The sequence below is a fragment of the Bradyrhizobium sp. SZCCHNS1022 genome (assembly GCF_032484835.1).
GTDB lineage: Bacteria > Pseudomonadota > Alphaproteobacteria > Rhizobiales > Xanthobacteraceae > Bradyrhizobium.
The window spans coordinates 1-21,301 of sequence record NZ_JAUETT010000004.1 but is presented as its reverse complement, the minus strand read 5'-3'; the positions used below and the strand labels follow the sequence as shown (position 1 = coordinate 21,301).

The 21,301-nt window shown below is 64.5% G+C and carries 19 protein-coding genes; 4 read left to right on the top strand and 15 right to left on the bottom strand.

What is annotated here, in order from left to right; genetic code table 11:
* Positions 1-46 precede the first annotated feature (46 nt).
* The 3 genes from QX071_RS23025 to pobA all read right to left on the bottom strand — a co-directional run bounded on the left by QX071_RS23025 (position 47) and on the right by pobA (position 4,304).
* Positions 47-1,075 (bottom strand): LacI family DNA-binding transcriptional regulator, encoded by a 1,029-nt coding sequence (locus QX071_RS23025; RefSeq protein ID WP_315707079.1) that lies wholly within the window; start codon positions 1,073-1,075, stop codon positions 47-49.
* 166 nt (positions 1,076-1,241) lie between these two features.
* Positions 1,242-2,861 (bottom strand): tannase/feruloyl esterase family alpha/beta hydrolase, encoded by a 1,620-nt coding sequence (locus QX071_RS23020; RefSeq protein ID WP_409977540.1) that lies wholly within the window; start codon positions 2,859-2,861, stop codon positions 1,242-1,244.
* Between the two features lie 270 nt (positions 2,862-3,131).
* Positions 3,132-4,304 (bottom strand): 4-hydroxybenzoate 3-monooxygenase, encoded by a 1,173-nt coding sequence (gene pobA / locus QX071_RS23015; RefSeq protein WP_315707080.1) that lies wholly within the window; start codon positions 4,302-4,304, stop codon positions 3,132-3,134.
* Positions 4,305-4,366: 62 nt separating this feature from the next.
* Here pobA and QX071_RS23010 point away from each other — a divergent pair, with 62 nt between their 5' ends.
* The gene (locus QX071_RS23010) at positions 4,367-5,272 is read left to right on the top strand and encodes a helix-turn-helix domain-containing protein (protein ID WP_315707081.1); all 906 of its coding nucleotides are present in this window, start codon (positions 4,367-4,369) and stop codon (positions 5,270-5,272) included.
* A 118-nt stretch (positions 5,273-5,390) separates the two neighbouring features.
* Here the strand turns inward: QX071_RS23010 and QX071_RS23005 are convergent, their stop codons facing one another.
* Positions 5,391-6,509, bottom strand: a complete 1,119-nt coding sequence (locus QX071_RS23005) for an NADH:flavin oxidoreductase (protein ID WP_315707082.1) — start codon at positions 6,507-6,509, stop codon at positions 5,391-5,393.
* A 105-nt stretch (positions 6,510-6,614) separates the two neighbouring features.
* Here QX071_RS23005 and QX071_RS23000 point away from each other — a divergent pair, with 105 nt between their 5' ends.
* The gene (locus tag QX071_RS23000; RefSeq protein ID WP_315707101.1) at positions 6,615-6,995 is read left to right on the top strand and encodes a helix-turn-helix domain-containing protein; all 381 of its coding nucleotides are present in this window, start codon (positions 6,615-6,617) and stop codon (positions 6,993-6,995) included.
* Positions 6,996-7,236: 241 nt separating this feature from the next.
* On the opposite strand, the gene QX071_RS22995 is transcribed toward QX071_RS23000, so the two are convergent.
* From QX071_RS22995 to QX071_RS22945, 11 genes are all read right to left on the bottom strand, one after another.
* Positions 7,237-8,145 (bottom strand): MBL fold metallo-hydrolase, encoded by a 909-nt coding sequence (locus QX071_RS22995; RefSeq protein WP_315707083.1) that lies wholly within the window; start codon positions 8,143-8,145, stop codon positions 7,237-7,239.
* 444 nt (positions 8,146-8,589) lie between these two features.
* A complete protein-coding gene (locus QX071_RS22990) occupies positions 8,590-9,549 on the bottom strand; it encodes a Gfo/Idh/MocA family oxidoreductase (RefSeq protein ID WP_315707084.1) in 960 nt (319 codons plus the stop codon).
* Between the two features lies 1 nt (position 9,550).
* A complete protein-coding gene (locus QX071_RS22985; protein WP_315707085.1) occupies positions 9,551-10,414 on the bottom strand; it encodes a class III extradiol dioxygenase subunit beta in 864 nt (287 codons plus the stop codon).
* Entirely contained in the window at positions 10,414-10,803 is a 390-nt protein-coding gene (gene ligA / locus QX071_RS22980) for a protocatechuate 4,5-dioxygenase subunit alpha (RefSeq protein ID WP_315707086.1), read from the bottom strand. The genes QX071_RS22985 and ligA overlap by 1 nt, the downstream gene beginning before the upstream one ends.
* A 29-nt stretch (positions 10,804-10,832) precedes the next feature.
* Positions 10,833-11,747: an amidohydrolase family protein gene (locus QX071_RS22975; protein WP_315707087.1), complete on the bottom strand. Its 915-nt coding sequence runs from the start codon at positions 11,745-11,747 to the stop codon at positions 10,833-10,835.
* A gap of 8 nt (positions 11,748-11,755) precedes the next feature.
* Positions 11,756-12,694 carry a DUF1932 domain-containing protein gene (locus tag QX071_RS22970; protein WP_315707088.1) on the bottom strand — a complete coding sequence of 313 codons (939 nt, stop codon included), beginning with the start codon at positions 12,692-12,694 and terminating at the stop codon, positions 11,756-11,758.
* Between the two features lie 5 nt (positions 12,695-12,699).
* Positions 12,700-13,395, bottom strand: coding sequence for a 4-carboxy-4-hydroxy-2-oxoadipate aldolase/oxaloacetate decarboxylase (ligK, locus tag QX071_RS22965; protein ID WP_315707089.1), 696 nt, complete (start codon positions 13,393-13,395; stop codon positions 12,700-12,702).
* A 16-nt stretch (positions 13,396-13,411) separates the two neighbouring features.
* Positions 13,412-14,437, bottom strand: coding sequence for an amidohydrolase family protein (locus tag QX071_RS22960; protein WP_315707090.1), 1,026 nt, complete (start codon positions 14,435-14,437; stop codon positions 13,412-13,414).
* A gap of 44 nt (positions 14,438-14,481) precedes the next feature.
* Positions 14,482-15,855 carry an MFS transporter gene (locus QX071_RS22955; RefSeq protein WP_315707091.1) on the bottom strand — a complete coding sequence of 458 codons (1,374 nt, stop codon included), beginning with the start codon at positions 15,853-15,855 and terminating at the stop codon, positions 14,482-14,484.
* Positions 15,856-16,181: 326 nt separating this feature from the next.
* Entirely contained in the window at positions 16,182-17,081 is a 900-nt protein-coding gene (locus tag QX071_RS22950) for a LysR substrate-binding domain-containing protein (protein WP_315707092.1), read from the bottom strand.
* Positions 17,082-17,391: 310 nt separating this feature from the next.
* Positions 17,392-17,811 carry a TspO/MBR family protein gene (locus tag QX071_RS22945; RefSeq protein WP_315707102.1) on the bottom strand — a complete coding sequence of 140 codons (420 nt, stop codon included), beginning with the start codon at positions 17,809-17,811 and terminating at the stop codon, positions 17,392-17,394.
* Positions 17,812-18,064: 253 nt separating this feature from the next.
* Between QX071_RS22945 and QX071_RS22940 the strand changes: the two genes are divergently transcribed.
* Entirely contained in the window at positions 18,065-19,033 is a 969-nt protein-coding gene (locus tag QX071_RS22940; protein ID WP_409977534.1) for an AAA family ATPase, read from the top strand.
* A gap of 6 nt (positions 19,034-19,039) precedes the next feature.
* Positions 19,040-20,401 (top strand): vWA domain-containing protein, encoded by a 1,362-nt coding sequence (locus tag QX071_RS22935; RefSeq protein WP_315707093.1) that lies wholly within the window; start codon positions 19,040-19,042, stop codon positions 20,399-20,401.
* Positions 20,402-21,301: the final 900 nt, after the last annotated feature.

Here is a 21,301-nt window from a genome sequence, read left to right as displayed (position 1 = left end):
CCCTGCCCCGCTTGGCGCGACCGAAGTGGCCGCGGGCCTCAACGGTTCACGGCAGATTGTCCCGCATCACGATGTCGATGCGGATCTTCTCCTGTTCGCTCAAGATCGGTTCGCCGCGCGCCAGCGCGAGCAGCACGCGCAACGCCGACCGCGCCTCATGGCCGGGGTTTTGCGAGATCGCGGCGTCCATCACGCCGTTTAACAGCAGCCGCCGCGTCACGATGGTGACGTCATGGCCGACGAACACCACCTCGCCGGCTCGCCCGGAATCGGCCAGCGCCTTTGCCACGCCCGGCGTGCCGGCCCCGACATTGTACAGGCCGATCATATCGGGATACTCCTTCAGCAGCCTCGTCGTGATGCGTTCTGAGCGGTCATCGTCATCATGCCCCTCAACGACCGGCAATACTTCGAGTTGCAAAAATTCCGATGCCATGACTTGGCTGAAGCCGAAGATGCGCTCGGCATGGTCGCGCAGCCCCTGCGATCCCGCGACGATGGCGACGCGGCCCTTGCGTCCGCCGATGAAGCGGCCGACCAGCGCACCGGCGGTGCGGCCCGCGGCGATGTTGTCGATCCCGACATAATGATGCCGCCGCGACGACGGCACGTCCGACACCAGCGTCACCACCTTGACGCCGGAATCGACCAGATCGTTGACCGCCGCGCGCACACTCGGATGGTCGAGCGCGACCAGGGCGACGCCGTCGACCTGCCCGATCAGGCTCTCGAGCTTTGCGGCCAGCACCGCGGGATCGAACACGTCGGTCAGGACGGTATCGATGGTCAAGCGCCGCGCCGCCACCCAGCCGGTCATCTCGCCGAGATGCGACAAAATCTGCTGCATGAAGAGGTTGGCGCCGGACGGCATCACGAGGGCAAAGCGCCGGGCGCGGGCCCGTGCGAGTTCGGAAGCCGCAGCATGGGGGTGGAACGCGCTGCGTTCCATGGCGTCGCGCACCCGTCGCACCGTGTCGGGCCGGACCCCCGGTCGGTTGTGCAGCACGCGATCGACGGTGGCCAAGCTGACCCCTGCCTGCCGCGCAATGTCCCGCAATGTCAGCGGCGCGTTCATGCCTCTCCCTCTGGTTGATGACCTTATCCAGAAATTTGAGGTACGCAACTCATTTTTGAGGTTCGCGCGAACGCAGCCGCCGAGCAGCGACCAAAGGAAAAGGCGCGGTGGGAGCCCCACCGCGCCTTTCAATCGATCGCTCTTGATTGCTTTGGTTGCGGCCCGTTTAGGGCGCGCAGCTAAAGCTGCTCGCCGCTTCGGTCGGACCGGACGTGTAGTGCGGCCACGCCGGCCAGCGGCATAGCGGCAGGCCGCGCGTGGTGGCAAAGGCCGGCGCCTCGATCTTCTGTTCGACCACTTCGAGGTTATCCGGCGCCTTGCCGTTCTCGACCCAATCGACCAGCACGCTCAGCATGTCGACATTGGCCGGCGCACCGCTGCCGACATGATCGACGCCCGGCGCGGTATAGAGTCGGGCGAACTCCGCGGTCTCGGCCTTTCCCAGCTTTCGTTCCACGCTCTCGAAATAGCGGATGCCGGCGTAAGGGCTCTGCGCATAATCCGCCATGTGCTCGAGCATGATGAGCTTGCCGCCATGCGCGCGGAAGGCACTGATATCTGGATTGGTGGAGTCCATCAGGCTGGAGACTTCGAGCAGCCGCGCCTTGTGATCCTCCGGTCTGTAGGTGGTCACATCCAGCTTAGGATCGCGGGCGAAGACATATTGCATGCCGCCGGCGCCGAAGATCCAGGCGATGCCGTTCGCCGGGGTCGGTGGCTGCGTCGGTGCCGCCGTCCCGAGCCACCACGCCATCCAACCGCCGGCCGAGGCCGCAGGCGGTGTGCCCTCGCCCGAAACGCCCCAGCCGGGATAGTCGTCGAGACCATTGGCGAGCGCGAACGGAAACTGGTAGACGTCATGCAGCGTGTCGATGGCCTTGATCTGCGCGTCGTTGAGGCATTGGTCTCCGCTCTGCCCCACGGCGCAGCGCAGGGTCTCGGGCTTGAAGCTTGCCTTGCAGGCCACCGCGTTCGCGACCAGTCCGTCTTCCGCGCCGTCCGCCTTGTCGCAGGCCTTCAGCACGGCTGCGGCAACGAGCTTCACCTGAGCCGGGTTGATCCAGCCCTCCCCCATGGTCACCAGGCCGCTGCGCGTTCCCGCATGTTGCAGGCCGACCCAGTTGATCACGGGCACGCGCGCGAAGATGCCGTCGAAATCGTCGGGATAACGCTGCGCCATGGTCAGCGCCTCGCGGCCGCCTTCCGAGGAGCCCATGAAGTACATCTTGGTAGGCCGCTTGCCGTAGGCCCGCTGCATTAGATCGACGGCAGCGTCCCGCACCTTCTTGTAGGCGGCGTGCGCGAAATTCTCGAAGGCTTCGTCGTTGAGCGCAAAGGTCTGCGGCGGCTCACCCGGCTTGGCCTCGTGACCGGAATCGGTGCCGTAGGTGACAAAGCCTCGCGCCAGTGGGGAGGACTTGTCAAACGGATAGGCAGGCGGCAGGCCAAGGCCCGAGATCAGCACCCCGTTGAAGCCGCCGCCGCCATATTGCAGCGAGCGCCCGTTCCAATCGGCAGGCAGATTGACCTCGAACTTGATTGGCGGCGCATTGGCGTCGCGCGGGGCAATGTGACCGAGCACCTTGCAGAAGGCGGGATTGGCTGGAGAGATGCGCGCCGCAGGCGAGCCGGCCTTCTCTGCCACCGACAACGTCGACGGCGCTTGCATGGACGCGGAGTCGATATGCACAGATCCCTGTGCCGGAGCAGCAAGCCCGCTGCAGGTCGCAGCCGCATCGCCGACGAAACCATCGGCCTTCACCGGTGAGACCGCCACAGACAGCATCAATGCTGCGCCGCATGCGCGCGGCGCGCTCATCCGTATCATCTCGTTTCCTTCCCCTGTTTGTCCGATCGATCGTCGGGCATTTGTCACTGGCTCGCAGTGGCAGTGATATCTTGCCCATCCTTGGGACGACCCACGTTCGGCGGGCTTCTCAGGATGGGACTTCGTCGACATGCCAAACCTCATGGCGAGGGGCGTCGCATTCGCGACGCCTCTCGAACCATGAGGCCAGCATCAGCAATTTAGAGATTTAGCGTTCGAAGCACAAACTCAGAACGGCAGACCGACATAATTCTCCGCCAGCGATCGTTGCGCCGCTTCCGAGGAGAAGAGATAGGCGACGTCGGTGTCCTGCAGCTTGTCGTCGTAGGGCAGACGGTCGGGGAAGCGATGCAACAGCATCGTCATCCACCAGGAGAAGCGTTGCGCCTTCCAGATCCGCGCTAGGGCCCGCTGAGAATAGCCGTCGATGCCCTTGTCGTCGCCCTTTTTGTAGTGATCGACCAGCGCGTGATAGAGGTAGTAGATGTCGGAGGCGGCCGAGTTCAAACCGCGCGCACCGGTGGGCGGCACGATATGGGCGGCATCGCCGGCCAGGAAGAGGCGGCCATAGCGCATCGGCTCGGCGACGAAGCTGCGCAACGGCGCGATGCTCTTCTCGATCGACGGCCCGGTGATCAGCTTTGCGGCCACTTCCGGCGGCAGGCGGCGCTTCAGCTCCTCCCAGAACGCATCGTCGCTCCAGCCTTCGACCGTGTCGGAGAGCGGCACCTGAATGTAGTAGCGGCTCAGCACCTGGGAGCGCAGCGAGCACAGCGCGAAGCCGCGCTCATGCTTGGCATAGATCAACTCCGGCGACACCGGCTTGGTGCGGGACAGCACGCCGAGCCACCCGAACGGATAGACCCGCTCATATTCGGTCAGCTTGTCCTTCGGGATCGACTTGCGGCTGACGCCATGGAACCCGTCGGCGCCGATGATGTAATCGCAGTCGACCCGAATGGTCTCGTCGCCGACGCGATAGGTCACGTAGGGGTGGTCGGAGGCGATGTCATGCGGCGTCACGTCGGCGGCATTGTGCACAACCTTGCCGCCGAGCCGGTCGCGCGCCTCATAGAGATCGCGGGTCAGCTCGGTCTGGCCATACACCATCACCGAATTGCCGCCCGAATATTTGTGCAGGTCGACGCGGTCGAGCATCCCGTCGTGAGCGATGAAGAAGCCGTGATGGATCTCGCCCTCCCGGTCCATCCGCTCGCCGCATTGCGCCTCGCGCATCAGCTTGGCAAAGCCGTGCTCGAGCACGCCGGCGCGAATGCGCGACAGCACGTGCTCGCGGCTGGATTTCTCGAGGACGATGGTGTCGATGCCCTGCAGATGCAGAAGCTGCGACAGCATGAGGCCGGACGGCCCGCCGCCGATGATGCACACCTGGACCTTCATTGTCTCCTCCTGCTGCTGTTGTTTGCTCTTGGACAAATTGATCCAGTTTTTCGCTGGATTGAATGGATCAAACTCGCTTTGTCTTGTACAAATCGAACATGACCCGTCGGCTGCCCCATCCGGCCTCGATCCGCACCTATAACCTGTTCGGCGAAGCCGGCGACCTGCCGGACGTTGTGCATTGCGAAACCATTGCCGCACGTTCGCAGCTGCATGAATGGGAGTTCGCCCCCCACCGGCATGCGCGGCTGCATCAAATCCTCTTGGTCGAGAAAGGCAATGGGCAGGCCACGTTGGACGGCCGCGCCCATCCATTGAAGGCGATGCGGGCCGTCAATGTTCCGAGCGGCCACGTCCACGGCTTCTCCTTCACGCCGGGCATGCAGGGCTTTGTGCTGACCATTGCGGTGGAGATGCTCGACGAGGCGCTGACCCCGGCGGAAGGCCTGCGACGTGCGCTTGCGGACTCCACCGTGATCCGGGCCTCAACGCAGATGCGCGACCTGATGCGCCAGATCTACAAAGAATATAGCGCGCGGCATTTCGCACGCGCGCACATGTTGCGCGCGCTGTCGGCAGCGCTCCTCGGGCTCGTTGCACGTGAGCTGGCCGATGAGAGCACCACGCACAGCGCGGGAAGCACGGACCTGTTCAGGCGCTTCGAGACTCTCTTGGAGCGGCACTTTCTCGATCACTGGTCGGTGGCAGATTACGCCAAAGCGCTTTCGATCACGGCCACCCATCTCAGCCGGCTGACGAAGGCGGCAACCGGACATGCCGCCTCCGAGCTGATCCAGGAGCGCATCGTGCGCGAGGCGCGGCGCAATCTGGTCTACACCAACCTCTCGGTGTCGACGATCGCGTATGAACTCGGCTTCAACGACCCCGCCTATTTCAGCCGGGTGTTTGCCGGCGCGACGGGACTTTCACCGCGGAGCTTTCGCGAGAAGGTGGTGAAAGGCGGGTGAGCCCCAGCGAACTCCATCTCCGCGGTCCGCTTGCACCCCCGAGCGTTGGCCGCAGCGCGACCAATCGCGATTGAACGAAGGGGGCGGGCCGAACTGGCCCACCACCCAGACTTGCCGTTCAGGCCAGCTCCCTCAGATCCGCCGCATCGAACCCCTTGAGGTCCGCCTTGTCGCCGGACTTGATCTTGGCGACCCATCCGGCATCGCTGATCAGGGCGCGGCCGACCGCGATGAGATCGAACTCGTTGCGCGCCATCCGCTCGAGCAGATTGTCGAGATCGGCGGTCGTGGACGGCTTACCCGCGAAGGCGCCGAAGAAGTCGCCGGAGAGGCCGACCGAGCCGACGCTGATGGTGGCGGCCCCCGTGATCTTCTTGGCCCAGCCGGCGAAGTTCAGGCCCTTCTCGCCATCGATCTCCGGAAACTCCGGCTCCCAGAAGCGGCGCTGCGAGCAGTGCAGGATATCGACGCCCGCATCGACCAACGGCTGCAGCCAGTCCGCCATACGCTCCGGCGTCTCAGCGAGGCGCGCGGCATAGTCCTGCTGCTTCCACTGACTGACGCGCAGGATGATCGGAAAATCGGGGCCGACGGCGGCACGAATGGCGGCCACGACCTCACCGGCAAAGCGCGACCGCTCCTTGATCGTCGCGCCACCATAGCGGTCCTCGCGCTTGTTGGTGCCGGACCAGAAGAACTCGTCGATCAGATAGCCGTGCGCGCCGTGAATCTCGACCGTATCGAACCCGACGCGCTTGGCATCAGCGGCGGCCTTCGCGAAGGCCGCAACGGTGTCGGCGATGTCCTGTTCGGTCATCGCCTGGCCGCGCGGCTTGTCCGGCGCGAACAGTCCGGATGGGCTTTCCACCGGCGCGTCCGGCTGCCAGCCGCTCATGCCCTTGGTCGAGCCGGTGTGCCAGATCTGCGGACCCATGCGGCCGCCCGCAGCATGAACGGCGGCAGCGACGCGCTGCCAGCCCGCGAGAGCCGCCTCGCCATGGAAGAAGGGGATGCCCGGCTCATTCCTGGAGGCCGGACGATCGACCACGGTGCCTTCGGAGAGGATCAGCCCGACTTCGCCCTCGGCGCGACGGCGGTAATAGGCGACATTGGCGTCGCCCGGGATCCCGTTCGGCGCCGCGTTGCGCGTCATCGGCGCCATGACGATGCGGTTCTTCAGCTCCAGCGTTTTCAGACGAAAGGGCCGAAACAGAACGCTGGTATCGAGGTCGGACATTCGAAAGAGCTCCATTGAAAACGGAGCGAACCAAGTATACTTCGTAAACCTTCTGTCAATAAGGCACTCCAAGTCGCTCAGGTATACGCGAGGACACCACGCATGATGCTGAACTGCAAGCCGCAGCACTTCTCGTCGGAGTGTCCGAGCCGCGTGCTGATCGACCAGATCGCCGACAAATGGTCGATGATGGTGCTGGCGGTGCTCGATGCGGGACCGTTGCGGTTCAACGCCATCAAGAAGCAACTCGAGGGCGTCACCCAGAAGGCGCTCACCCAATGCCTGCGCCGGCTGGAGCGCAACGGCCTGGTGTCGCGCCAAGTGATCGCGGACTCGCCTGTGGCAGTCCAGTACGAGATCACGCCGCTCGGGCGCACCCTGCAGCCGCCGTTTCGCGCGCTCTATGCCTGGACCATCGCCAAGCTGCCGGAGGTCGAGACGGCACGGCAGGCGTTCGATCGGCGCCTGGCGCGGAGCGGGCGCTGAGCGCGAAGCGGCTGTCACGCGCAGCTTACCGAGCAAGATACGCAACTAATTTTAGTCCGTCATTGCGAGCGCAGCGAAGCAATCCAGAGCCCCAGAGGAAGTCTAGATTGCTTTGTTGCAGAGCCGCCGTCAGCCGCGCTTTGCGCGGACCCGTTGACTCCTCGCAACGACCCGACATTGCGGTAGCACGCCTATGCTTCGCGACCCCACGATGTCTGTGCGTCCTGCTCGCATAGTCCGGCTACTTGTCCGCGAGCAGCGGCTCGATCGGCTGGTCCTTGGGACCGAAAGCGTGCACGGCATCGTCGATCGTAAACGAATCAAGATCGTGGCCGATAATGAGCGGGCCGCGATACGTCGTTCGGGTGCGGGCGATCAGCATGTCCTCGGGGACGTCCTGCACCGGCTTCAAGGTTGCGAACACGATGTGCGAGTAAATCGCAAGCTTCGGGCCGGCCATCGAGAATATCTTGCCGGCCTCCTCCGGTGAAGAGTGGTGAGCCTCGATGTCGCGATAGGACGGATAGCTCTTCGACAGTTCCGGCTCGATCACGGCCACCTCATGAATGAGGAGGTCGGCGCCCTTTGCGGCATTCGCGACCCGCTCATCATATTTGGTGTCCCCGGAAAGAACGACCTTTTTGCCATCGTACTCGACCACATAGCCGAACGAGGGCTTGATCTTCTCTCCGTGGTTGACCTCGATCGCCGTTACCCTGACGCCGTTCTTGTCGTAGACCAGTCCCGGCTCGATATCCTTGGCCGCGAAGGCGACGCCCTCCGGAGGAAGATGCTCGTCATCCTCCCGAATCCGGATGTCCTCGGCGAAAGCTTTGGTCAGGTTCTCGGTCATCGCCACGGTCCCCTTGGGGCCGAAAACGATCATGGGAGATTTGCGCGAGGCCCAGGGGGTGCCGATCCAACCGCTCAGCCACATGTCCGGGAGGCCGACCACGTGATCGGAGTGCAGGTGCGTGATGAAGTGCGCGGTAATAGCCCCCAGAGGGACGCGCTTCTGAAAGAGCCTGATCGTTGAACCGCGGCCGAAATCGAACAACAGCTTTTCGGGACCAGCCTCGATCAACGTCGCCGCACTGAAACTGCTCGCTCGCGGGGTCGGAGTGCCCGTACCGAGCAGGGTGACTTTCATTGGCTCCGCCCTCACGATCGGAGCGGACACAAGCGTCAAGACGGTCAACACCGCCGAGGCGATTCGCATTCACTTCCTCCACATCGTCCGATCTTGTTGTTGTCGGCGCAGCCGGAACCGCCCGGGTCGAAGCGACAGATGGCGTAAAATGGACGAAGGTGCGGCTGTCAGCGGCGCGCGCCTGCTGTCTCGCGTCATCACGAAAAATGGTGGGCACGCTTACGCTTTGCCCACCCTACGTAGTTACATACCAGGATGGTCTGAGGATCATCACCGTCGCAGCGAGTCCGTTCTTCTCCCCTCCCCCTTGCGGGGAGGGGGGGTGGGGGTGAGCCACAACCAGCGATGCCTGCGGTACCTCCCTCCCCAACCCTCCCCCCGCAAGGGGGGAGGGAGCGCACTTCCAGCGCCGGAACAGCGCGATGACCTCATGCCATTGACAGCTCAGCCCTGCGCGAGCTGCTCGTCGAGATCGTGCAGCACCTGATAGCACGGCAGCACCTGGGCCACGCTCGCGTTCGGCTCGCGGCCTTCGCGGATGGCGGCGAAGAACTCGCGGTCCTGCAGCTCGATGCCGTTCATGGAGACATCGACCTTGGAAACGTCGATCTTCTCCTCCTTGCCGTTCACGAGATCATCGTAGCGGGCAATGTAGGTGCCGGTGTCGCCGATGTAGCGGAAGAAGGTGCCGAGCGGGCCGTCATTGTTGAAGGACAGCGACAGCGTGCAGATCGCGCCGTTGGCGGCCTTGAGCTGGATCGACATGTCCATGGCAATGCCGAGCGTCGGGTTGATCGGCCCCTGCACCGCATTGGCCTTCACGATCGGCGCCCCCGCCTGATAGGCGAACAGATCGACCGTGTGCGCGGCATGATGCCAGAGCAGATGATCGGTCCAGCTGCGCGGCTGGCCGAGCGCGTTCATGTTGGTGCGGCGGAAGAAGTAGGTCTGCACATCCATCTGCTGGATGTGGAATTCGCCGGCCTTGATCTTCTTGTGCACCCATTGATGGCTGGGGTTGAAGCGCCGGGTGTGCCCGCACATCGCGACCAGCCCGGACTTCTTCTGCAACTCGACCACCGCCTGGGCGTCCTTCAGCGAGTCCGCCAGCGGAATTTCGACCTGCACATGCTTGCCGGCCTTCATGCATTCGATCGCCTGCGCCGCATGCATCTGGGTCGGCGTGCAGAGGATCACGGCGTCGACCTCCGGCAGCTTCAGGCTGTCGGCCAGTTCGGTCGCGACATGCTTGATGCCGTATTTGTCGGCGACTTCCTTGGTCTGGTCGAACCGGCGACCGACCAGGGAGACCACCTCGACATCGGCGATGTTCTTGATGCCGTCGAGGTGCTTGATGCCGAACGCACCGGCGCCGGCCAGCGCGACCTTGATCGTCTTGGCCATATCAGTTGTTCTCCAGGATCAGATGGCCGACAGCGGTGTTGCTCGCCGGCACATGATAGAAACGGTGGCGCACGGTCGGCGCCTTGCCCTTGTTGGTGTCGCTGACATCGCTCATGGCGCCGCGCGCGATCAGCCACATCACGAGCTCGATGCCCTCGCTGCCGGCCTCGCGAACATATTCGATGTGCGGCACCTTCGAGAGCCCCTCGGGATCGCTGATCAGCCGGTCCAGGAACTTGTTGTCCCATTCACGGTTGATCAGGCCGGCGCGCGGGCCCTGCAGCTGATGGCTCATGCCGCCGGTGCCCCAGATCTGCACGTTGAGCGGCTCGTCATAGGTCTCGATCGCCTTGCGGATCGCCTTGCCGAGCATGAAGCAGCGGCGCCCCGACGGCACCGGATATTGCACGACATTGACGGCGAACGGGATCACCGGGCACGGCCAGGCATCGACCTGCCCGAACACCAGACTGAGCGGCACGGTGAGGCCGTGATCGACATCCATCTTGTTGACGATGGTGAGATCGAAATCGTCCTGGATCACCGACTGCGCGATGTGCGCCGCGAGCTTCGGATGGCCCATCACCTTCGGCACCGGACGCGGACCCCAGCCCTCGTCGGCCGGCTGGTATTCCGCGGCGGTGCCGATCGCGAAGGTCGGGATCATCTCCAGGCTGAAGGCGGTGGCGTGATCGTTGAAGACCAGGAACACGACGTCCGGCTTCTGCTCCTTCTCCCATTGCTTGGTGAAGTCGTAGCCCTGGAACACCGGCTTCCAATAGTCCTCGCCGGTCTTGCCGAGGTCGAGCGCTGCGCCGATCGCCGGCACGTGCGAGGTGTAGACGCTAGCCGAGATATGGGCCATCACTTCTTCTCCTTGGTGTAGCGATTGCCTTCGATCGAGCGACCGCCCTTCACCATCATGTCGCGGTATTGGTCTTCGGTCATGCCGGTCATGCTGCCGGCCATCTGCTGGAAGCTCTTGCCGTCGGTGGCGCCGATCTTGGCAAGGAAGTAGATGTTGCCGCCGAGCGCAATGCAGCGGTTGAGATCGCGATCCAGCACCGCCTGCTTCTGCTCTTCCGTCATCGGCCATTCGTCGAGATAGGCGCGCTCATTGGCCTTGAAGCGGGCGCGGTTGTCCGCCTTCATCAAGGACATGCAGAACTGATTGAGGTGATAGCCCATCCGCGACATGTCGGCGTCGAAGATGGTCGTGCCGGGAACGTCGGTATAGGGTTTGTCGAGCGACATCGATCGTCTCCTCGTTAGGATTCTTCGCGCTAGGATTCTTCGGGCCAATAGAGCCGCATCGGGTTGTCGACCAGGAGCTTCTTCTGCAGCTCCGGCGTCACCGCGATATGCGGAATGAAATCGACCAGCAGGCCATCGTCGGGCATGTGACCCTTCAAATTCGGATGCGGCCAGTCGGTGCCCCACAACACGCGATCCGGGAAGGTCTCGACGATGCGTTTCGCGAACGGCACCACGTCGCGATAGGCGTTCTGTTCGCCGTCCAGCGCCGGCGGTCCCTTCACCGACAGCCGCTCCGGGCAGCTCACCTTGGACCAGACATTCTGGTGCTCGCGCATGAATTTCACGAACAGCTCGAACTCCGGACCATCGACCGGCTTGGTGACGTCAGGGCGTCCCATGTGGTCGACCACGACGGTGGTCGGCAGCGCGGTGAAGAAGTCCCACAGCTCCGGCAGATCGACCGCCTCGAAATAGATCACGACATGCCAGCCGAGCTTACTGATGCGCCCGGCGATCTCATTGAGCTCGTCCTTGGGCGTGAAATCGACCAGCCGCTTGACGAAGTTGAAGCGGACGCCGCGCACGCCGGCCTCGTGCATCGCCTTCAGCTCGTCGTCGGTGACGCTGCGCTTGACCGTGGCGACGCCGCGCGCCTTGCCGTTGGCATGCACGAGCGCATCGACCATGGCGCGGTTGTCGGCGCCGTGGCAGGTCGCCTGCACCACGACGTTACGCTCGAAGCCGAGGTGGTCGCGCAACGCGTAGAGCTGATGCTTGGAAGCATCGCACGGCGTATATTTGCGCTCGGGCGCATAGGGAAATTCCGCGCCGGGGCCGAACACGTGGCAATGTGCATCGACCGCGCCTGCCGGCACCTTAAAATGCGGCTTCGACGGACCTTGGTACCAGTCCAGCCAACCCGGGGTTTTCTGAAACTCCATAACGTCCATTACTCCTTGGACTTGATGTCTGTGAGAATGCGGTCGGCCTCGGTACGCCAGTCGGGGCTGCGGGCGAACTCTTTCGTGCCGCGTTCGCCGAACAGGCCTTCGTCGGCGAGATCGGCGACCCAGGCCTGACGCTCGGCGGTGCCCTGCGCCGACCACGGCGTCAGCCCGGCCTCGCGCACGGTCTCCGCGACCTCCCTCACCTCCTCGGCACGACGGCGGCCGTGCTCGATCACGCGCTGGAAGAAATAGGCGCCCTGCTTCTCCCAGTCGATGCCGGGAAACGTCTCCTGGAGCGAGGCCAGCACCGCATCCTCGACGCCGTAGGCGCGTGCGGTGGTGAAGCTTTCGATGACCATGGCTTCCAATCCCTTGATCATGATGCTGCGGCACATCTTGGTGGCCGAGGCAACCCCGAGCTTGTCGCTAGCGGGCTTGGCGGCGAAGCCGAGATCGTTGAGCAGCGGTGCCAGCTCGCGCGCGCCGGGGCCGCCGAGCAGCAGCGGCACCTTGATACGATAGGGCGGCACCGAGGTCATCACCGCACCCTCGACATAACGCCCGCCGGAGCCGTCGATCAGCACGGCCGCGCGCTGCTTGGCGCCGGGCGAGGCCGAGTTGAAGTCGAGGAACCAGGCCCCCTGCTTCACCGTATCGGCGCAAGCCTGCGCCACCGGCACCGCCTGGCTCGCGGTCACCGCCGAGACGATGAAATCGGCTTGCGCCGCCAGCTCGGCGTGCGAGGCCGCCAGCGTCACACCGATGCGCGCGGCGTGCTCGCGCATGGCATTCCCGCGCTCGTCGCGCAGCTTGACGTCATAGGCCGAGACGCGCACGCCGTCCTTGCGCAGGTCCTCGGCGAGGATCTTGCCGACCTCGCCGTAACCGACGATCCCCACATGCCATCGGTTTGAAGGACTCGGGTTGGAGGCGCTGGTCATGGTGCTCAATCGATATATTTGAGTCCCGCCTTCGCCAGCGGCTCGCGCATCTTGTACATGTCGAGCCCGAGCACGCCGGAGGCGAGCTTCTCGCGCTTGTCGGCCTCGTTGGCCTCGCGCGCAGCGGCGGCATCCGCCGCCTGATGCGCCACCGCGGCCGGCACCACCACGATGCCGTCGACATCAGCGACGATCACGTCGCCAGGATTGACCGCGACGCCGGCGCAGACCACCGGGATGTTGACCGAACCGAGCGTCGCCTTGACGGTGCCGCGCGCCGAGATCGCCCGCGAGAACACCGGGAACTGCATCTCGGTGAGATCTGCCACGTCACGCACGCCGCCGTCGATCACGAGGCCCTTGGCGCCGCGGGCGCGGAAGCTGGTCGCCAAGAGATCGCCGAAGAAGCCGTCGGTGTTCTCGACCGTGCAGGCCGCGACCACGACGTCGCCGGGCTGGATCTGCTCGGCCGCCACATGCAGCATCCAATTGTCGCCGGGCTGCAGCAGCACGGTCACCGCCGTGCCGCACATCTTGGCGGTGGGATAGATCGGCCGCATGTAGCATTGCATCAGGCCGACGCGGCCCATCGCCTCGTGGATGGTGGCGACGCCGAACTGCGACAGCTTCTCCACCGCCGCCTTGTCGGCGCGGGTGATGGTCTTCTTGACGATGCCGAGATTGTTCATGGGAGTGCTCATATCCGCGGTCCCTAACTTACTTGCCTTTGGCCTTCAACGCGGCGTCGAGCCGCGGGAACACCCGCCGCGCATTGCCTTCGTAGATCTGGTGGCGCTGCTCGGCCGTGAGCTTCGCGCCCTCGATATAGCGCTTGGTGTCGTCGTAATAGAAGCCGGTCTCGGGATCGATGCCCCTGACCGCCCCGATCATCTCCGAGGCGAACAGGATGTTGTCGACCGGGATCACGCCCGTGAGCAGGTCGATGCCGGGCTGATGATAGACGCAGGTGTCGAAGAAGATGTTGTTGAGCAGGTGATCCTTCAGCAGCGGCTTCTTCAGCTCCTGGGCGAGGCCGCGGAAGCGGCCCCAGTGATACGGCACCGCGCCGCCACCATGCGGAATCAGGAACTTCAAGGTCGGGAAGTCCTTGAACAGGTCCGACGTCAGGCACTGCATGAACGCGGTGGTGTCGGCGTTCAGGTAATGCGCGCCGGTGGTGTGGAAGCAGGCGTTGCAGCTGGTCGAGACATGGATCATCGCGGGGATGTCCAATTCGACCATCTTCTCATAGATCGGATACCAGTGCCGGTCCGACAGCGGCGGCGAGGTCCAATGCCCGCCCGAGGGATCGGGGTTCAGGTTGATGCCGACGAAGCCGTACTCCTTGATGCACTTCTCCAGCTCGGGAATGCAGGTCTTGGGATCCACGCCCGGCGATTGCGGCAGCATCGCCGCGCCGATGAAATTGTCCGGGAACAGCTTGCTGACGCGATAGCACAGCTCGTTGCAGATCGCGGCCCAGGTCGAGGACACCTGGAAGTCGCCGATATGATGCGCCATGAAGCTCGCCCGCGGCGAGAAGATGGTGAGATCGCTGCCGCGCTCCTTCATCTTCTTCAGCTGGTTGGCCTCGATGCTCTCGCGCAGCTCGTCGTCGCTGATCTTGAGCTCGCTGACCTTAGGCGCAACGGACGGGTCCTTGATGCCCGCGATCTGCCGGTTGCGCCACTCCTCCAGCGCCTTCGGAGCCGTGGTGTAATGGCCGTGCACGTCGATGATCACGTCAGTCTCTCCCTAACCTTTTAACGCGTGGCAGGCGCGCCGTTTCAATGGGCTGCGACCGCAGCGCCGATCCCCTTGTCGCTCGACCGTCCCGGTCCCACGAACTGCTTTACCACAAGCGCGACCGCCGCGATGGCGCCGGGAATGGCCATCACCGCGAAAATCTGGCTGAAGGAGAGCTGCCGCGCCGTCATCTCGGCGACCAGGAAGGAACCGGCGATGCCGCCGAACCGGCCGATGCCGAGCATCCAGGACACGCCGGTGGCGCGCCCTTGCGTCGGATAGAACGCCGCCGCCAGCGCCGGCATCGAGGACTGCGCCGTATTCATCAGCACGCCGGCCAGGAACACCGCGGCCATCAGCAGGCCAACCTGGCCCGCTGCCTGGCCGATGAAGAAGATCGAGACCGCGGTCAGGGCATAGCCCACGGCGATGATGAGATTGGCGTTGAAGCGGTCCATCAGCCAGCCGAAGAACACCGCGCCGACCCCGCCGAGCGGGAACAGCGCCGAGATCAGGGTCGCGGTCTGCGGATTGAGGCCGGCATCCTTGAACAGGATCGGCATCCAGTTGATCAGCGCGTAGAAGATCACGAGCCCCATGAAATAGGCGATCCACAGCATCAGCGAGCCCGCGCGCAGCACCGGCGACAACACCATGCCGATGCCGCTGGCATTGACCCGCTTGGTCACCTCGGCATGCTCCGGCTCCAGCATCACGAACTGGCTGACCTTTGATGCCGCCTCCGAGATCTTCCGCATCACGTTGCGGACGCGCTCGACGGAGGCGCCGCGCGACAACAGATAGTGGACCGATTCCGGCAGGATCACGACCAGCCCCACGGTCAGGATCAGCGGCGTGACGCCGCCGAGCAGCAGCACGCTGCGCCAGCCCCATTGCGGGATCATCCAGGCCGCGAGGAAGCCGCCGAAGGCGGCGCCGAGCGGAAAGCCGCAGAACATCAGGTTGGTCATGGTGGCGCGCAGCCGCTGCGGACAATATTCGCTCAGCAGCGTCACCGCGTTGGGCATCGCGGCGCCAAGGCCGATGCCGGTGACGCAACGCAGGACGGTGAGCTCGGTCAGATTGGTCGCAAAGGCGGAGGCGAGGCAGGCGATGCTGAACACGAGCACCGAGCCGACCAGGACGACCTTGCGGCCGAGACGGTCGGCGAGCGGCCCCGAGAACAGCGCGCCGGCGGCGAGTCCGAACAGCGCGGCGCTGAGCACCGGGCCGAGCGCCGACTTCTCGACGCCCCACTCCTTGAGCAGCGACGGGGCGATGAAGCCGATCGCCGCGGTGTCGAAACCGTCCAGCAGCACGATCACGAAGCACAGGCCGAAGATCAGCCACTGGAACGGCGAGAACGGGTGCTCGTCGAGAAAGGTTTGAACATCGACTCGGCTGGTCGCAGGCATCGTCGTGCGCTTCCTTGGGATTGATTTCGAAAAATTTCTTCGATCCGGCGAGCGCAGGTCGCGGCGGCTCCGCCCGGATGTGTGATTACCGGGGTATGTGACGCAGCGCGGAAGCCGGCGCCAGCGCCGGGCGCCTATATCAGATATTCCAAAATGGTATAATATTTCCACAAGCCATGCTGGAATTGGAATGGCTCCAATCCAAGGCAAGGCCGGCAAAGCCACGCGTCTCGAACCATGAGGCCCCTCCTCTGCTTGACGCCATATGCAACCGCCCTGCCCTCCAGGGGCGGGTGGCACCTTCCAAGCCGAGCCAGATCCGGCGGCTACCGCGGCAGCTTGCGGATCAGCGCCGAGGCGAGCTTCATGGTGCTCTGGGCGAGCGGCGTCGGGCGCTTGTGCGCGGAGGTGACCAGGCAGAGCACGCTGGTCGGCGTCGGATCGGTCAGCGGCCGGATCGCGAGTTCGCCGGCCCGGCCGGACGCGGCGACCCCGCTCGGCGTCAGCACCGCATGGCCGTAGCCGGCGCAGACGAGATCGATGATCGAAGGCACGCTCGACACCTCCCAGGCGATGTCGAGCTTGACGCCGGCGAGTGCGGCCTGCGTCTCCAGCAGCCGGCGCATCGCATGCACCCGCTCCGGCACGATCAGCGGATAGCGCGACAGCTCCTTCATCGGCAGCGGCGCGCTGACGCGGCGCTTGCCCTTCGGCGCGTGGCTGACCAGCGCGAGCGCCTCCTGCAGCACCGGCGTGATCTCGATGCCCGGCTGCGCCTCCGGATTATAGACCATGCCGACATCGATCCGGCCGGTCGTCACCCACTCGACGATGTGGGTCGACAGCCCCTCGACCACCGCAAGGCGCGCCGCCGGAAATTCGCGCTTGAAGCGATCGATCAAGGGCAGCGTCAGTTGCCGGGCGATGCTCGGCGGCAGCCCGATCGTCACCCGCCCGACCGGCGCATCGCGGCTGGCGCCGAGATCCTCACGGGCATGCGAGACCAGTTGCAGCACCGCGACACTGTGATCGAACAGCCGCTTGCCCGCCTCGGTCAGCGCGACGCCGCGGCCGTTGCGCGCGAACAGCTGCTGCTTCAATTCGGACTCCAACGCCCGCACCTGCCGCGACAGCGCCGGCTGCGCCACCTCGAGCACGGAAGCCGCCTTGCTGAACGAGCCGAGCTCGGCAACCTGCACGAAATATTCGAGCTGCCTGAGGTTCATGGGCGTGAGGCCCGGACATCAGGCGTGATCTCGCACAGCTGCGAGCGACGCCCCGAACTGTCGTCCCCGCGAAAGCGGGGACCCATAGCCCCCGGCGCCCGTTGTCGACTAAGAAGGACGACCCCGAGCCTTTTCCAGCCATTGACTATCAGCAGTATGGGTCCCGGCGTTCGCTGGGACGACAGCGGGTTTTGAGTTCGTAGGGTGGGCAAAGCGAAGCGTGCCCACGGTCGTTCTGCATTCCGAAAGCCGGTGGGCACGGCGCTGCGCGCCTTTGCCCACCCTACGCATCGCGGCTGCAGATTGTCCCTCATCTCAAATTCATCACGTTCAGCGACGCGTTCAGCACCGACGCAAAGGCCACCCACAGGGCGTAGGGCACGAACAACAGCGCCGCAATCCGATCCTCCCGCCACGACATCACGATGAACGCGACGATCAGCGCGAACATCGCCACGATCACGCCGAGCGCCACCCACATCAGATGCGCGGTGAAGAAGATCGGCGACCAGGCGAAGTTGAGGAGCAGCTGCGCCCACCAGACCTGCATGACGACGCCGCTGCCGACCCGCTCGTAGGTCCGCCAGCCTGCGATCGCGATCAGCACATAGAGCACGGTCCAGGCGACCGGAAACAACCGGTTCGGCGGCGTGAACGGCGGCTTGTCCAACGAGCCGTACCAGGGGCCCGGCAGGTTGGACGCGCCGATGATCCACCCTCCCCCGACCACGAGGACCAACAGGACGATGAGAGGCAGGATGGATCGTTTCATATTCCACTCGACGTGATGTTCCACTCGGCGTGATGCGACATCCGGCACCCGCGCCCCGCGTGCGCTGGACATTCCAGCCCGAGGCGCGTAGCCAGGAGATAACACAAAGACCGGTCATGCCAGGGCATTAATACCACGGCTTGCGGTCGGCAATTCCATGGGCCGGAAACGCAGAGATCGCCGCTTCGCCCGTAAGATCGGAGCGCATTCATTGGTTAATTCCCTGGCTGATCCCCGGCCCGCCTCCCACGCCGTCGCCTCGATCGAAGCCGTCGAATCCGGCCTCGCCGCCCAGGGCTATATCGCCAGCCGCCAGATCGCGACCGCCGTCTACCTCAGCCAGGCCATCGAGAAGCCGATCCTGGTCGAGGGCCCCGCCGGCGTCGGCAAGACCGAGCTGGCCAAGGCGATCGCCGCCTGGCGTGGCCTGAAGATGATCCGGCTGCAATGCTATGAGGGCCTGGACGAGGCCAAGGCGCTCTACGAGTGGAAATACGCCAAGCAGCTGCTCTACACCCAGATCCTGAAGGACAAGCTCGGCGAGGTGCTGGGCGGCGCGCAAACCCTGCCTGCTGCGCTCGAGCAGCTGCATAGCTTCGGCGATGTGTTCTTTTCCAAGGAATTCGTCGAGCCGCGGCCGCTGTTGCAGGCCCTGCTGCAGCCTGAAGGCTGCGTGCTGCTGATCGACGAGATCGACAAGTCCGACGCCGAGTTCGAATCGCTGCTGCTCGAAATCCTCTCCGACTTCCAGGTCACCATCCCCGAGCTCGGCACCGTCGCCGCGGCCGCGCCGCCGACCGTGATCCTGACCTCGAACAGCGAACGCAATCTCGGCGACGCCTTGAAGCGGCGCTGCCTGCATCTGCATATCGGTTTCCCCGAACAGAGGCTCGAGGAACGCATCGTCGAGAGCCGCGTGCCGGGCATTTCGCAGACATTGCGCCGCCAGCTCGTCGCCTTCATCCACGACATCCGGACGCTGGACCTGAAGAAGCAGCCGTCGGTCAGCGAGGCCATCGACTGGGCGCGGGTGCTGGTGCTGCTGCAGGCCGCCGAACTCGGCCACGAGATGGTGAAGGACACGCTCAACGTGCTGCTGAAATACGAGTCCGACATCGAGGTGGCGCTGCCGCAGGTGACGAACTTCGTCGCCAAGGCCCAGCGCCAGCACGCGTTCTAAAATCCGATGCAGGAGAACCTGCATCGCTTCTTTCGCGCCGCGCGCGGCGCCGGCGTGCACGTCTCGCCCGCCGAGAGCATCGATGCGATGCGGGCTGTCGCGAGCGTCGGCCTTGCCGATCGCGCGGTGCTACGCGACTGCCTGCTGCTGACGCTCGCCAAGAGCGAGGACGAGAAGAAGGCGCTCGGCGCCTGTTTCGATCTGTTCTTTGCCGAGCCTCAGCCATCGCAGCCGGAGAGCCAGGGTCAAGCGAACGACAAGAGCCTAGATGCAATCCCGCAGCCTTCAGCAGGCGCTGACGAGGCAACAAGCCAGGCCCTGGGATCGTTGGCCCAGATGCTGCTGTCGCAAGACCGCGCCGAAATGTCGGCGGCGTTCGCCAACGCCTCGGCCGCGGCCGGCCTGTCCGGGATTCGCTACTTCACCCAGCGCGGCCTGTTCTCCAGCCGCATGCTCGACCTGATGGGGATCCAGCGGCTGCGCGATGATCTGGACGCCCTCGCTGAGCAGAATCCGGCGCTAGCCGAGCGGCTGCAGGACGCGACCGAAGCCCTGCGCGAGACCGTGCGAGAGACGGTGGCGCAGGCGCTCGCGCTTTACGGCCGTGAGGAAGCGGAGAACCTGCGGCATGACGTGCTGCGCAATGCGCCGCTGTCCCGGATCGAACCGCGCCAGATCGCGGAGATGCGGGCCCTGATCCGGCAGATCGCGCGTCGCCTGCGCGAGCGCTATTCGAAGCCGCGCAAGCGGCAACGCCGCGGCCATCTCGACGTGCGCCGAACGCTCCGCCGTAATGCGGCCTGGGGCGGCGTTCCGTTCCTCACCGCCTGGAAACGCCGCCATCGCGACAAGCCCAAGATCGTCGCGCTCTGCGACGTGTCGGGTTCAGTGGCCCGCGTCTCCGACTTCTTCCTGCTGCTGATCCACAGCCTCCATGAGGTGGTGAGCGACGTGCGCTCTTTCGCCTTCTCCGGCCACCTGATCGAGGTCAGCGAAATCCTCAATGGCAAGCCGGCCGAGGAAGCGATGGCCGAGATCATGAGCAAGGTCGGCTTCGGCTCTTCCGACTATGGCACCTCGCTCGCCGATTTCGAGAAGGCGTTCATGGCCTCGGTGACGCCGCAGACCACGGTGATCGTGCTTGGTGACGCCCGCAGCAACAATCTCGATCCGCGCGCCGACATCTTGAAGCGCATCGCCGAACGCGCCAAGCGCGTGGTCTGGCTCAATCCGGAAGGGCGCATGACCTGGGGCTGGGGCGATTCCGAGATGCCGCGCTACCAAACCTTCTGCAACGTCGTGCGCCAATGTGCCACGGCCCAACAGCTCGAGCGCGCCGTCAGCGACATCGTCGCGACGTACCGTTAGGTCGCCTTGCGCAAATTTGTTCGCTTGCAGCATCCGTCATTGCGAGCGAAGCGAAGCAATCCAGCCCTGCAGGCAAGATTCTGGATTGCTTCGTCGCTCCGCTCCTCGCAATGACGGCGATGAGGCACCGTGCTATGTGATCAACCCCCGTCCTAGTCAAACGAACTTCCCGCAACGCGAGGCATCGTCCGGCACGAGCGCGAGTCGGGCGTGAAGTGAACAGAAGCCGATAAGATCTCCGCTGTCGTGCCGGCCTTGAGCCGAGACCCATACTCACCGTGCGATGTTGCAGCGCTTCATCTCAGCCACGCGGGCCTAAAAGAGATTCCGCGGTATGGGTCCCGGCGTTCGCCGGGACGACATCTGTTGTTTGTTTGGCTTCGGCTAGCAGCCCACCCCAAGTGCCCCCCGACGTACTGTGATCCCTTGTGTGACTGCCCGTCGCGTTAACGTGTCGCAGCGCGCCGGGCTTGCCGCGTCGGGCAAATCACGACGATGATCTCGCGCATCCCGCCTCATCGAAGAGGGGCGTACGCGTCGTCACGATACGTGGAGTGCGGGATGCGGTGGACGTGTGAGTGACAGCCGACGACTGGCACAAACGCGGACGGCGAAATCGTGTGGTCCTGATACCCCGACGCTGGTATCCAGCGCGACGCGCTTTGCGCGTCGTCGCGACACGGTGGCCAAACAGCCCGGCGCGCCGAGGAGATCACGTATAAGCCGTAAGCCATCGCGCAGGGAAGGCCGGAGCACTCCGGCTGAACCTGTGGTTCCTGCCCCGTGCTTTTCTCACGCACGGGGGCCACGGGCATCAGCCGATGCCCGGCCTTCCCCATAGGCGTTAAGTTTATGCTTGAGTGTTGGAATCCGCCGTGATTCGAACAGGGGATGGCAGAC

Bases quoted from the DNA above. Each gene is read 5' to 3' on its own strand.
- QX071_RS23010 (WP_315707081.1), top strand. From the start codon at position 4,367: ATGGATCAAACTCGCTTTGTCTTGTACAAATCGAACATGACCCGTCGG.
- QX071_RS22970 (WP_315707088.1), bottom strand. From the start codon at position 12,694: ATGACCAGCGCCTCCAACCCGAGTCCTTCAAACCGATGGCATGTGGGG.
- pobA (WP_315707080.1), bottom strand. From the start codon at position 4,304: ATGAAGGTCCAGGTGTGCATCATCGGCGGCGGGCCGTCCGGCCTCATG.
- QX071_RS22955 (WP_315707091.1), bottom strand. From the start codon at position 15,855: ATGCCTGCGACCAGCCGAGTCGATGTTCAAACCTTTCTCGACGAGCAC.
- QX071_RS23025 (WP_315707079.1), bottom strand. From the start codon at position 1,075: ATGAACGCGCCGCTGACATTGCGGGACATTGCGCGGCAGGCAGGGGTC.
- QX071_RS22985 (WP_315707085.1), bottom strand. From the start codon at position 10,414: ATGGCCCATATCTCGGCTAGCGTCTACACCTCGCACGTGCCGGCGATC.
- QX071_RS23020 (WP_409977540.1), bottom strand. From the start codon at position 2,861: ATGCTGTCTGTGGCGGTCTCACCGGTGAAGGCCGATGGTTTCGTCGGC.
- QX071_RS22950 (WP_315707092.1), bottom strand. From the start codon at position 17,081: ATGAACCTCAGGCAGCTCGAATATTTCGTGCAGGTTGCCGAGCTCGGC.
- QX071_RS22935 (WP_315707093.1), top strand. From the start codon at position 19,040: ATGCAGGAGAACCTGCATCGCTTCTTTCGCGCCGCGCGCGGCGCCGGC.
- QX071_RS23005 (WP_315707082.1), bottom strand. From the start codon at position 6,509: ATGTCCGACCTCGATACCAGCGTTCTGTTTCGGCCCTTTCGTCTGAAA.
- QX071_RS23000 (WP_315707101.1), top strand. From the start codon at position 6,615: ATGCTGAACTGCAAGCCGCAGCACTTCTCGTCGGAGTGTCCGAGCCGC.
- ligK (WP_315707089.1), bottom strand. From the start codon at position 13,395: ATGAGCACTCCCATGAACAATCTCGGCATCGTCAAGAAGACCATCACC.
- QX071_RS22990 (WP_315707084.1), bottom strand. From the start codon at position 9,549: ATGGCCAAGACGATCAAGGTCGCGCTGGCCGGCGCCGGTGCGTTCGGC.
- QX071_RS22975 (WP_315707087.1), bottom strand. From the start codon at position 11,747: ATGGAGTTTCAGAAAACCCCGGGTTGGCTGGACTGGTACCAAGGTCCG.
- QX071_RS22995 (WP_315707083.1), bottom strand. From the start codon at position 8,145: ATGAAAGTCACCCTGCTCGGTACGGGCACTCCGACCCCGCGAGCGAGC.
- ligA (WP_315707086.1), bottom strand. From the start codon at position 10,803: ATGTCGCTCGACAAACCCTATACCGACGTTCCCGGCACGACCATCTTC.